This window comes from Klebsiella sp. LTGPAF-6F, assembly GCF_001753185.1.
In the GTDB taxonomy this organism is placed as follows: Bacteria; Pseudomonadota; Gammaproteobacteria; order Enterobacterales; family Enterobacteriaceae; genus Klebsiella; species Klebsiella michiganensis.
On the sequence record NZ_CP017450.1, the window covers coordinates 1,460,855 to 1,472,830 of the forward strand.

At 56.0% G+C, this 11,976-nt stretch carries 13 protein-coding genes; 9 read left to right on the forward strand and 4 right to left on the reverse strand.

Going from position 1 to position 11,976, the window contains the following annotated elements:
• Positions 1–8: 8 nt before the first annotated feature.
• Together BJF97_RS06815 and acpH are read right to left on the reverse strand one after the other, a co-directional pair.
• The gene (locus BJF97_RS06815) at positions 9–611 is read right to left on the reverse strand and encodes a peroxiredoxin (protein ID WP_004099418.1); all 603 of its coding nucleotides are present in this window, start codon (positions 609–611) and stop codon (positions 9–11) included.
• A 170-nt stretch (positions 612–781) separates the two neighbouring features.
• Positions 782–1,363, reverse strand: a complete 582-nt coding sequence (acpH, locus tag BJF97_RS06820; protein ID WP_014228156.1) for an ACP phosphodiesterase — start codon at positions 1,361–1,363, stop codon at positions 782–784.
• Between the two features lie 91 nt (positions 1,364–1,454).
• Here acpH and queA point away from each other — a divergent pair, with 91 nt between their 5' ends.
• The 8 genes from queA to BJF97_RS06860 all read left to right on the forward strand — a co-directional run bounded on the left by queA (position 1,455) and on the right by BJF97_RS06860 (position 9,610).
• Positions 1,455–2,519, forward strand: coding sequence for a tRNA preQ1(34) S-adenosylmethionine ribosyltransferase-isomerase QueA (gene queA / locus BJF97_RS06825; protein ID WP_032694142.1), 1,065 nt, complete (start codon positions 1,455–1,457; stop codon positions 2,517–2,519).
• Between the two features lie 109 nt (positions 2,520–2,628).
• The gene (gene tgt, locus BJF97_RS06830; RefSeq protein ID WP_004129667.1) at positions 2,629–3,756 is read left to right on the forward strand and encodes a tRNA guanosine(34) transglycosylase Tgt; all 1,128 of its coding nucleotides are present in this window, start codon (positions 2,629–2,631) and stop codon (positions 3,754–3,756) included.
• Positions 3,757–3,778: 22 nt separating this feature from the next.
• Positions 3,779–4,111: a preprotein translocase subunit YajC gene (gene yajC, locus BJF97_RS06835; protein WP_004099423.1), complete on the forward strand. Its 333-nt coding sequence runs from the start codon at positions 3,779–3,781 to the stop codon at positions 4,109–4,111.
• A gap of 27 nt (positions 4,112–4,138) precedes the next feature.
• Positions 4,139–5,986, forward strand: a complete 1,848-nt coding sequence (gene secD / locus BJF97_RS06840) for a protein translocase subunit SecD (protein ID WP_071846141.1) — start codon at positions 4,139–4,141, stop codon at positions 5,984–5,986.
• 10 nt (positions 5,987–5,996) lie between these two features.
• Positions 5,997–6,968 carry a protein translocase subunit SecF gene (gene secF / locus BJF97_RS06845; RefSeq protein WP_004848195.1) on the forward strand — a complete coding sequence of 324 codons (972 nt, stop codon included), beginning with the start codon at positions 5,997–5,999 and terminating at the stop codon, positions 6,966–6,968.
• A gap of 116 nt (positions 6,969–7,084) precedes the next feature.
• On the forward strand, positions 7,085–8,476 hold the full coding sequence (locus BJF97_RS06850; RefSeq protein ID WP_032694144.1) for a M24 family metallopeptidase: 1,392 nt from the start codon (positions 7,085–7,087) through the stop codon (positions 8,474–8,476).
• A gap of 64 nt (positions 8,477–8,540) precedes the next feature.
• Positions 8,541–8,906, forward strand: a complete 366-nt coding sequence (locus BJF97_RS06855; RefSeq protein WP_014228160.1) for a VOC family protein — start codon at positions 8,541–8,543, stop codon at positions 8,904–8,906.
• Positions 8,907–8,920: 14 nt separating this feature from the next.
• Positions 8,921–9,610, forward strand: coding sequence for a helix-turn-helix transcriptional regulator (locus tag BJF97_RS06860; RefSeq protein ID WP_014228161.1), 690 nt, complete (start codon positions 8,921–8,923; stop codon positions 9,608–9,610).
• Positions 9,611–9,653: 43 nt separating this feature from the next.
• On the opposite strand, the gene BJF97_RS06865 is transcribed toward BJF97_RS06860, so the two are convergent.
• Positions 9,654–10,538: a nucleoside-specific channel-forming protein Tsx gene (locus tag BJF97_RS06865; RefSeq protein ID WP_004848202.1), complete on the reverse strand. Its 885-nt coding sequence runs from the start codon at positions 10,536–10,538 to the stop codon at positions 9,654–9,656.
• 296 nt (positions 10,539–10,834) lie between these two features.
• Positions 10,835–11,377: a DUF3251 domain-containing protein gene (locus BJF97_RS06870; RefSeq protein WP_004848204.1), complete on the reverse strand. Its 543-nt coding sequence runs from the start codon at positions 11,375–11,377 to the stop codon at positions 10,835–10,837.
• Positions 11,378–11,524: 147 nt separating this feature from the next.
• On the opposite strand from BJF97_RS06870, the gene nrdR reads away from it, so the two are divergent.
• On the forward strand, positions 11,525–11,974 hold the full coding sequence (gene nrdR / locus BJF97_RS06875; protein ID WP_014228162.1) for a transcriptional regulator NrdR: 450 nt from the start codon (positions 11,525–11,527) through the stop codon (positions 11,972–11,974).
• The last annotated feature ends 2 nt before the right edge of the window (positions 11,975–11,976 follow it).

An 11,976-nucleotide genomic window follows, 5' to 3' on the forward strand; every position in this document is an offset into this window, starting at 1 on the left:
TACGCCGATTACAGGCTGGATACGTTCTCGGTCAGGTATTTAGCGACGCCTTCCGGAGAAGCGGCCATACCTTCTTTTCCTTTTTCCCACTGCGCCGGACAAACTTCGCCGTGCTCTTCGTGGAACTGCAGCGCGTCAACCATACGCAGCATTTCGTCGATGTTACGGCCCAGCGGCAGGTCGTTAACCACCTGGTGACGAACAACGCCGTTGGCGTCGATCAGGAAGGAACCACGCAGGGCAACGCCTTCGTCCGGGTGCTCAATACCGTACGCTTTCTGGATTTCGCGTTTGATGTCAGCAACCATGGCGTATTTAACCGGGCCGATGCCGCCCTGGTCTACCGGGGTGTTACGCCACGCGTTGTGGACGAACTCGGAGTCAAAAGAAACGCCAACCACTTCTACGCCGCGTTTCTGGAATTCTTCGTAGCGCTTATCGAACGCGATCAGTTCAGACGGGCAAACGAAGGTGAAGTCCATTGGCCAGAAGAACAGAACGGTGGCTTTACCGCTGGTGTGCTGTTTGAAGTTGAATTTCTCAACGATTTCGCCGTTACCTAAAACCGCTGCCGCGGTGAAGTCCGGAGCCTGACGAGTAACCAGAACCATATGATTCTCCTGTTAATACTAAGGTTAATTGGAACGCAACGCGGGCAAGTATAGGGAGAGGCGCCGGCGAACTCAACGTGACGCTGACAATCGATGAGATAGGTTTTGCCTATCAATCGTTATTTGAAACGGCTATTCAGAATAGTCTTTTGCCAAAAAAGCGCAATCTTTTACAGTTCACCTTTTTTCGCCTGCGCCATCATCTGCGGGTAGAAGCGCCAGAACTGCTGCTCAAGACGATCGTAATGGGTATCCAGATCCTGCCAGGAGTCGCGCAGGGCGTCCAGCCGCGGACGGCGGCTGGCCATACCGTTCAGAACCCGCTGAATAAACGCCATATCCCGATAGCGTTCAAGCCAGCGCTCTGACCACAGGTATTCGTTGAGATTGACAAAACGCGGCGGGGAATCGGGCAAAATAAACGAGACCTGGGCGTGGGCGTAGCGGACAAACTCCGGCAGCGGCAGCTCGGGCGACAGCTGCGTCCAGTGGCGTGATAAGAAATGGTCCCACATCACATCCAGCGTAATTGGCGCGACCCGGCGCGTTTCGGGACGAAACCACCCTTTGGCTTCGGTGACTTCGGGCAGGTTATCCGTCAGTACATCGATCCGGCGGTGCATAAAAATGCCCTCCACGACGTCAGCGGGCCACTCGCCGGCGGGGTCGCCGCGAACGAAATCGGCCAGTAAATTACCGGAAAGGGAGCTGTCAGCGAGATGGGCGAGGTGCAGGTGTGCGAGAAAATTCATGCGATTCGTTATCCGGATACGGCTAGTTGTTGCAGCGAAGAGGTGTGAGCACTAGACTAAGCCGCCTGTTTTTAAGTCATGAGTATATGCCATGCGCGTCGCCGATTTCTCCTTTGAATTACCCGAATCCCTGATTGCCCACTATCCCATGCCCGAGCGCAGCAGCTGCCGCTTGCTGTCATTAGACGGGCCGACGGGCGCGCTGACGCACGGTACTTTCACCGATTTACTCGACAAGCTCAACCCTGGCGATCTGCTGGTTTTTAATAATACCCGCGTGATCCCGGCCCGCCTGTTTGGCCGTAAAGCCAGCGGCGGCAAGATTGAGGTACTGGTCGAGCGCATGCTCGATGATAAACGTATTCTGGCACATATTCGCGCGTCTAAAGCGCCGAAACCGGGCGCGGCGCTGCTGCTCGGCGACGATGAAAGCATTAAAGCGACCATGGTTGCGCGCCACGACGCGCTGTTTGAAGTTGAGTTCGACGACGCGCGCAGCGTGCTGGACATTCTCAACGCTATCGGCCATATGCCGCTGCCGCCGTACATCGATCGTCCTGACGAAGACGCCGACCGCGAGCTGTATCAGACCGTATACAGCGAAAAACCGGGCGCCGTTGCGGCGCCAACCGCCGGCCTGCACTTTGATGAGCCGATGCTGGCGAAGCTTCGCGAAAAGGGCGTTGAGATGGCGTTCGTCACGCTGCACGTGGGGGCAGGAACCTTCCAGCCGGTACGCGTAGACAGCATTGAAGAGCACATTATGCACTCTGAATATGCGGAAGTGCCGCAGGAGGTGGTCGATGCGGTGCTGGCGGCAAAAGCGCGCGGCAGCCGGGTGATTGCGGTGGGCACGACCTCGGTGCGTTCGCTGGAAAGCGCGGCGCAGGCGGCGAAAAACGACCTGATTGAGCCTTTCTTCGGCGATACGCAGATTTTCATCTACCCGGGCTATCAGTACAAAGTCATTGATGCGCTGGTGACCAACTTCCATCTGCCTGAATCCACGCTGATTATGCTGGTTTCCGCATTTGCCGGCTATCAGCACACCATGAACGCCTATAAGGCTGCGGTAGAACAAAAATATCGCTTTTTTAGCTACGGGGACGCGATGTTTATCACGTACAATCCGCAGGCTATTTTTGAGCGCCCATAAGAAGGCTGTCGCGCTGGTTATTTTGACGCCTTCAGGAATTTATTAGCTATGGAATCATTCCGTAGCGAGTCGTTAAACGTCAGACTGTTTTTCTGACGCGGGAGTGATAATGAAATTTGAGTTAGATACCACCGATGGTCGCGCGCGCCGCGGCCGTCTTGTGTTTGAGCGCGGCGTCGTTGAAACGCCAGCCTTTATGCCGGTTGGCACCTATGGCACCGTAAAAGGGATGACGCCGGAAGAAGTTGAAGCGACCGGCGCGCAAATCATCCTCGGCAACACCTTCCATCTGTGGCTGCGTCCTGGTCAGGAGATCATGAAGCTGCACGGCGATCTGCACGACTTTATGCAGTGGAAAGGACCGATCCTCACCGACTCCGGCGGCTTCCAGGTCTTCAGCCTCGGCGATATTCGCAAAATCACCGAGCAGGGCGTGCACTTCCGCAACCCGATCAACGGCGATCCGATTTTCCTCGATCCTGAAAAATCCATGGAGATTCAGTACGATCTCGGTTCCGATATCGTGATGATCTTCGACGAATGTACGCCGTATCCGGCGGACTGGGATTACGCTAAGCGCTCAATGGAAATGTCCCTGCGCTGGGCGAAGCGCAGCCGCGATCGGTTTGACGGTCTGGGCAACAAAAACGCGCTGTTTGGCATCATTCAGGGCAGCGTTTACGAAGATTTACGTGATATCTCTGTTAAAGGTCTGGTAGAGATTGGCTTTGATGGCTACGCTGTCGGCGGTTTGGCTGTCGGCGAGCCGAAGGAAGATATGCACCGTATTCTGGAGCACGTCTGCCCGCAGATCCCGGCCGACAAGCCGCGATACCTGATGGGCGTCGGTAAGCCGGAAGATCTGGTTGAAGGGGTGCGTCGCGGGATCGATATGTTCGACTGCGTCATGCCGACGCGCAATGCGCGCAACGGCCACCTGTTCGTCACCGACGGCGTGGTGAAAATCCGTAACGCGAAGCACAAGAGCGATACTTCGCCGCTGGATGCAGAATGTGATTGCTACACCTGTCGCAACTATTCACGCGCTTACTTGCATCATCTTGACCGTTGCAACGAAATATTGGGCGCGCGACTCAATACCATTCATAACCTGCGATACTATCAGCGCTTAATGGCTGGTTTACGCAAGGCTATTGAAGAGGGTAAATTAGAGAGCTTCGTGACCGATTTTTACCAACGTCAGGGTCGAACCGTTCCACCTTTGAACGTTGACTAATTTTAATAATGAGGGAATTTCAATGAGCTTTTTTATTTCTGATGCGGTAGCAGCAACCGGTGGCGCGGCGCAGGGCAGCCCGATGTCTCTGATCCTGATGCTGGTGGTGTTTGGTCTGATTTTTTACTTCATGATCCTGCGCCCACAGCAGAAACGCACCAAGGAACATAAAAACCTGATGAACTCCATTGCCAAAGGCGATGAAGTACTGACCAACGGTGGCCTGGTTGGGCGCGTCACTAAAGTCGCGGAAAGCGGCTACATCGCTATCGCGCTGAACGATACCACTGAAGTGGTTATCAAACGTGACTTCGTAGCTGCCGTTCTGCCGAAAGGCACCATGAAGGCGCTGTAATTACCCATTTTCCCTAAGGGAACTGCCGTGTTAAACCGTTATCCTTTGTGGAAGTACGTCATGCTGGTCGTCGTCATTGTCGTCGGCTTAGTGTATGCGCTTCCCAACCTGTATGGTGAGGATCCGGCCGTTCAAATCACTGGCGCGCGCGGCGTCGCCGCCAGTGAGCAAACGCTGATCCAGGTCCAGAAAACACTACAAGAAGAAAAAATTACCGCGAAGTCTGTGGCACTGGAAGAGGGCGCAATTCTTGCGCGCTTCGACACCACTGATATCCAGCTGCGCGCGCGCGAAGCGCTGATGGGCGTGCTGGGTGACAAATACGTCGTGGCGCTTAACCTTGCTCCGGCAACCCCGCGCTGGCTGGCGGCCCTGTATGCCGAGCCGATGAAGCTGGGTCTTGATCTGCGCGGCGGCGTGCACTTCCTGATGGAAGTCGACATGGACACCGCGCTGGGCAAACTGCAGGAACAAAATATCGACAGCCTGCGCAGCGAGCTGCGTGATAAAGGCATTCCTTACGCGACCGTGCGTAAAGAAGACAACTACGGCCTGAGCATCGCTTTCCGCGACAGCGCCGCGCGCGACCAGGCTATCTCATACCTTAGCCCTCGTCACCGCGATCTGGTTATCTCCACTCAGGGCAGCACTGGCCTGAAAGCCGTGATGACCGACGACCGTCTGAAAGAAGCCCGCGAATATGCCGTTCAGCAGAACATCAATATCCTGCGTAACCGTGTAAACCAGCTGGGCGTTGCCGAACCTCTGGTTCAGCGTCAGGGCGCCGACCGTATTGTGGTTGAACTGCCGGGTATCCAGGACACCGCGCGTGCGAAAGAGATCCTCGGCGCGACCGCGACCCTGGAATTCCGTCTGGTTAACACTAACGTTGATAGCGCCGCGGCGGCCGCCGGTCGCGTTCCGGGCGACTCGGAAGTTAAATATACCCGCGAAGGCCAGCCGGTTGTGCTGTACAAGCGCGTCATCCTCACCGGTGACCACATCACCGACTCGACGTCGAGCATGGATGAGTACAACCAGGCGCAGGTTAACATCTCCCTGGATAGCGCTGGCGGCAACATCATGTCTAACTTCACCAAGGACAATATCGGTAAACCGATGGCGACCCTGTTTGTGGAGTACAAAGACAGCGGGAAGAAAGATGCCAGCGGGCGCGCGATTCTGGCGAAAGAGGAAGAGGTGATTAACATCGCCAACATCCAGTCTCGTCTGGGTAACAGCTTCCGTATTACCGGCATCAGCAACCCGACCGAAGCGCGCCAGCTCTCCCTGCTGCTGCGTGCAGGCGCGCTGATTGCGCCGATTCAGATTGTTGAAGAACGGACCATCGGTCCAACCCTCGGTATGCAGAACATCAAGCAGGGCCTGGAAGCGTGTCTGGCCGGTCTGGTGGTCTCTATCCTGTTTATGATCTTCTTCTACAAGAAGTTCGGCCTGATTGCGACCTCTGCGCTGGTGGCTAACCTGGTGCTGATTGTCGGCATTATGTCCCTGATTCCGGGGGCGACGCTGACCATGCCGGGGATTGCGGGGATCGTGTTAACCCTTGCGGTGGCGGTCGATGCGAACGTTCTGATTAACGAACGTATTAAAGAAGAGCTGAGCAACGGGCGCTCCGTGCAGCAGGCGATTGACGAAGGTTATCGCGGCGCGTTCAGCTCCATCTTTGATGCCAACATTACGACGCTTATCAAAGTCATTATCCTGTACGCGGTCGGTACCGGTGCCATTAAAGGGTTTGCGATTACCACCGGTATCGGTATTGCGACCTCAATGTTTACCGCTATCGTCGGCACCCGTGCCATCGTGAACCTGCTGTACGGCGGCAAGCGCGTTAAAAAGCTGTCTATCTGAGGAGTGCGTTGTGGCACAGGAATATACTGTTGAACAATTGAACCACGGCCGTAAAGTCTGGGACTTTATGCGCTGGGACTACTGGGCTTTCGGCATTTCAGGTTTTCTGCTGATTTTGTCCATCGCTATTATTGGCGTGCGCGGGTTTAACTGGGGTCTGGATTTCACCGGCGGTACGGTGATTGAGATCACCCTCGAAAAACCTGTCGATATGGACCAGGTGCGTCAGTCGCTGCAGAAGGCGGGCTTTGAAGAGCCGCAGCTGCAAAACTTCGGCAGCAGCCGCGACATCATGGTGCGTATGCCGCCGGTGCATGACGCCAACGGCAGCCAGGAGCTGGGCAGCAAGGTCGTTAGCGTGATTAACGACTCGACCAGCCAGAACGCGACGGTCAAACGTATTGAGTTTGTGGGGCCGAGCGTTGGCGCGGACCTTGCGCAGACCGGCGCGCTGGCGCTGATAGCCGCGCTGGTGTGTATCCTGATCTACGTCGGCTTCCGCTTTGAGTGGCGTCTGGCGGCAGGGGTGGTTATCGCGCTGGCGCACGACGTGGTGATCACCATGGGCGTGCTGTCGCTACTGCATATCGAGATCGACCTGACCATTGTGGCCTCGTTGATGTCGGTTATCGGCTACTCGCTGAACGACAGTATCGTGGTATCCGACCGTATTCGTGAAAACTTCCGCAAGATTCGCCGCGGTACGCCGTACGAAATCTTTAACGTGTCGTTGACGCAAACGCTGCACCGTACCTTGATCACCTCCGGGACAACCTTGATGGTTATCCTGATGCTGTACCTCTTCGGCGGTCCGATTCTGGAAGGCTTCTCGCTGACCATGCTGATCGGTGTCTCCATCGGTACGGCTTCTTCTATCTACGTCGCGTCCGCGCTGGCGCTGAAGCTGGGCATGAAGCGCGAGCACATGCTGCAGCAGAAAGTCGAGAAAGAAGGGGCGGATCAGCCGTCAATTCTGCCGTAAGGCAATCGCGTAGCGATAAAACGAATCCCGGTCGCAAGGCCGGGATTTTTTTATTACAGCCGCCCGGATTTTGGTTACTCTCCCGTATCAGCACGCAATGACATGGAGAAATGCCGATGGCTGTCGTAACGCTTTCCACCGTTCCTCAACCCCCGCTCTGGCACGATGTGCCTTCCGTTACGCTTAACGACGACACGCTGCGGCTGCGCAAGTCCAGGGTGCTGGCAAATATGCGTCAGTCCGGCGTAGACACGCTTATTGTCTATGCCGACAAAGAGCACGGCGGCAACTTTGAGTATCTCACCGGCTTTATTCCCCGTTTCGAAGAGGCGCTGCTGGTGCTGCATCGGGACGGTGAAGCGGTGCTGGTGCTGGGTAACGAGAATCTCAAGCTGGCAGGCCATGCCCGGCTGGAAAACCGTGTGATTCACGCCCCGTGGTTTTCGCTGCCCAATCAGCCGATGGAAACCGGTAAAACGCTGGCTCAGCGGCTTCAGGAGGCGGGCGTTGCGGCGGAAAACCGAATTGGCCTGGCGGGCTGGAAGCTCTTTACCGGTGCGGCGGATGACCGCGCGCAGATGTTCGATCTGCCTGCCTTTATCGTGGACGCTATTCGCCAGGCCGCCGGCCCGCAGGCAAGATTAACTAACGCCACCGGCATTTTTATCGACCCGGCAAGCGGAGCGCGAGTCACCAATAATGCCAACGAGCTGGCGCACTATGAGTACGGCGCAAATCTGGCTTCCACCGCGATTCTCACCGCGCTTAACGCCGTTGCGCCGGGTAAAACGGAAAAGCAAATCGGCGCGCTGCTGGCGGCGGAAGGGCAGCCTAATAGCGTGGTGATGATTGCCGCTACCGGCGAGCGCTTCGCCTGGGCGAATCTCTATCCGGGCGATAAGGTGATTCAGCGCGGAGATAAATTCTCGCTGACCACCGGCTTCAAAGGCGGCCTGAGCAGCCGCGCCGCCTACGTGGTGGCCGATGAGAGCGAACTGGCGCCCGAGGTGGCTGATTATCTCGAGGTCGTGGCGAAGCCCTATTTCAACGCGGTGGTGAACTGGCTGGAAAATCTGCGCATCGGCATGCGCGGCGGCGATATGTATACGCTGATAGAGCAGGCGTTGCCGAAGGCGGAATATCACTGGCACCTGAATCCGGGGCATCTGGTCGCGGATGAGGAGTGGCTCTGTTCGCCCATTGGCCCCCATTCAACCGCCTGCCTGCAAAGCGGGATGATACTGCAAATCGACATCATTCCTTCCCGCCCGGGCTACGGCGGCGCAAGCATTGAAGATACCGTGGCGCTTGCCGATAGCGCGTTGCGTCGGGAGCTGGCGCAGCGCTATCCCGAACTCTGGCAGCGTATCGTCGCCCGGCGCTTGTATATCGGCGAGCAGCTTGGCATTGTGCTTCCTGAAGAGGTGCTGCCATTTTCCAGTACCGTGGGATACCTGCGTCCGTGGCTGCTGAGTCCCGAGCGCGCGCTGGTGTGCGCACCATACTGACACAATGCTGTCAGTAGGTCTGTCTTACACTCCTCCTGAACCCAAACAATGGACAGGAGGATGTATGAACAACGTAATTAACTGGTTTGAGATCCCGGTTGCGGAGATGGATCGTGCCGTGGCGTTTTACGAGCCGGTGATGCAGGTGACGCTGCGTCGGGAAAAAATGGATTGCATCGAGATGGCCGTTTTCCCGCATGAGGATCCGGCTCCCGGCGGCGCGCTGGCAAAGTTCGATGGCGTTAAGCCCTCCGATCAGGGATGTATTATCTATCTGCATACTGACAATCTGGCGGCCACGCTCGATCGCGTCAACTCGGCGGGCGGAAGCTGCGTGTTTGGCCCCCTTGAGCTGGCGGACGATATCGGCACTATTGCCCTGTTTATCGACAGTGAGGGTAATCGGATTGGCCTTCACCAACCCGCGTAAATGAGAAAACAGAAATGAGCCGACGCGCCGACCGTCTTTTTCAAATCGTCCAGATCCTGCGCGGGAGGAGATTAACCACCGCCGGGCTGCTGGCCGAGCGGCTCGGCGTGTCAGAGCGCACCATCTACCGTGATATTCGCGACCTCTCGCTCTCCGGCGTCCCGGTTGAGGGGGAAGCCGGGAGCGGCTACCGGCTGCTGGCGGGCTATGACCTACCGCCGCTGATGCTGACAACTCAGGAATCGGAAGCGCTGATGGCCGCTATACGGCTGCTGCAAACCTGGGGCGGCGCCTCGCTGTCCCAGGCGCTGGAGTCGGCGCAGGAAAAAGTGCTGGCTATTTTGCCTGCCGAGAGCCGGCGTAAGGCGGAGCAGTCGCGCGTGTTCGCACCGGACTTTGGTGCGCAGGGCTATAGTAAAGATCAGTTTGATATAGTGCATCGGGCAGTCTCCGCCCAGCAGGCGCTGGGGCTGCGCTATCGCGATGAAGCGGGAAACGTGTCGCAGCGTGACGTACTGCCGCTGGGGCTTTTTTTCTGGGGCGAGCGCTGGCTGCTGGTGACCTGGTGCGAACTGCGGGAAGATTATCGCTGTTTTCGCCTCGACCGCTGTCTGGAGATTTCCGCCACCGGGCGTCATTTCAGCGAACGAGCCGATCGCTCATTGAGTGATTTCTTGCGTAAGGTGAGATGCGAAGAGCGTTAGCTTTTATGATCCCCGGCGTAGTTGCCGGGGATCATCGAGCCGATTAGAAGTTGTAGCCGACCACGAAGTAACCACCCCAGCCGGTAGAGCGGACGTTAAAGTCGCCGTCGCCGAAGTTCAGCTTCGCGTCATCCGCCCACTGGCCGCCGTTGTGGAAGTAACGCGCCACGACGGAGTAGTGCCAGTGATCGTAGTTCAGCGCCAGGATATGGCTGGACGCGATGGAGTTGCTGGTGCGTGAATGCTTACCGTTCAAATCATAAGCGTTGTCATCGCCCAGATCGGAGCCCCAGTCAAAGTTGGTGAAGCCGATATAGCTCAGTGAACCGCCCCACAGGTCGGTCAGCGGCACGAAGTATTTCACTTTGAAGCGGTAGCCGTCCCACTCGTTCTCGTTTGATGCGCCATAGTTTTGCCACTGATATTTCGCATAGACGTTGAGCGAGAGGCTCATCGGCAGGCCGGTATCGATATCGGTACCCAGACCCATATACCAGGTGCTCTGACGACCGGACTTGTTGCGGCCCATGTCGTAGATATAGTTGTTAGCGAAATACCACTCTTTGAACGGGCCGAAGCTGAGGTCGGTACCGGTCAGTTTGTCGATGGAGAAGCGCGGCTCAATTTCCATAAACAGCGGAGAACCGTGGTTCCAGATACCCTTCGCGTTGGTGTTACCACCGAAGAATACCGGCGCATCCATATAGCCATAGAAATCAAACCAGTCTTTCTTGGCGAACGCTTCATATTCCAGATAAGTATCGTTACGGATCTGCGGCCCAAAACGAGTGTGGTAGCTACCCACCACGTTTACACTCTGGTGCCACCAATCAGACAGGTATTGCGGTTTGTCGTTTTCTGCCGCGCTGGCAGAGAAAGATGCGGAGAGCGCCAGAGCTGCGCCGGCTGCCAGTAATGTTTTTTTCATAATGATGCCACTGTTTAAATTAAGCCTGAAGGCGTTAAAAGAAGCGCCGAAGCGTTTCTAAATATTTCGTATTTCTGTGGCGTCTATTATAGGAATCATTGCTCACAAAAATATGTGTTGTTTCACATAACGAACATATGCGTAATCGATTGCGTTCACGATTTTATGCATTTCTTGCGGGAATGCCACCGAAATTCATAAATTCTGGCAATTTTTAGTGAACTGAATGGAAAATCTGTAAGTGGATTAGCATGAGGGGAGGGGAGCCGGATGTTCAGGGCATCCGACTGAGGGCGTTACGGCGTGTTTGCGGGCTGGATATCGTGGATGCGGACAAAGCCAACCTGCTCGGGCGTTACGCCATTCAGGCGTAGCGGAATATCGACGTCGCTCGGCGCCAGAACGCTTGCCGGCGCGCTAATCAGCTGATTTTGTACGTTAACTTCCTGATAGCTATCGGTGGTGCCGCTGATCTGCCCGGAGGCGACCGTCGCGCTAAAGGCCGGCAGCGGATCGTTTGATTCACCCTGGATACGCAGGGTCAGGCGGGTACCGTCGCCATCCGGCGCGATATTGAGCAGCGACATGCGTAGCGTACCAATCTGACTTTTGAGACGGGCCGGCGTTTTCGCCTCCGGCAGCAGGTATACGCCGCTGCTCGATTTCGCATTCAGCACGTTTTGTTGGGTAATTTTGACCGTTTGCTGGTTGAGCTGGGTCATCTCTTTGCTCAGCGTGCTCACGCTCTGGTTCATCTGGCGGATTTCGCTTTGCTGCGCGCAGGCGCTGAGGGTGAAAATGCTACCCACGATGGCCAGCTTTAAATAACGTCTTGTCATAGTTGGGATTCCGTTAACAGAGGATGCTTAATGGTAGACCGATCGGATAATCGCACTATAGATCCTTTGTCTCAAAAGCTCTTTCTTTGTTGTCGGGTCACTTCGCGGTAAACTACCCGTTAGTTTAACTACATGTCAGGACGCGCCATGCATTGCCCTTTCTGTTTCGCCGTAGATACCAAAGTTATCGACTCTCGTCTGGTGGGCGAGGGCTCTTCCGTGCGTCGTCGTCGTCAGTGTCTGGTCTGTAATGAACGTTTTACGACGTTTGAAGTGGCGGAACTGGTGATGCCGCGAGTCGTAAAAAGCAACGACGTGCGCGAGCCTTTTAATGAGGACAAACTGCGCAGCGGTATGCTGAAAGCGCTGGAGAAGCGCCCGGTCAGCTCAGACGATGTCGAAATGGCGGTTAACCATATAAAAACCCACCTGCGCGGGACCGGCGAGCGGGAAGTGCCGAGCAAAATGATCGGCAACCTGGTGATGGAGCAGCTGAAGAAGCTCGATAAAGTCGCCTACATCCGCTTTGCTTCCGTCTATCGCAGCTTCGAAGATATCAAAGAGTTTGGCGAAGAGATCGCCCGCTTACAGGACTGAGC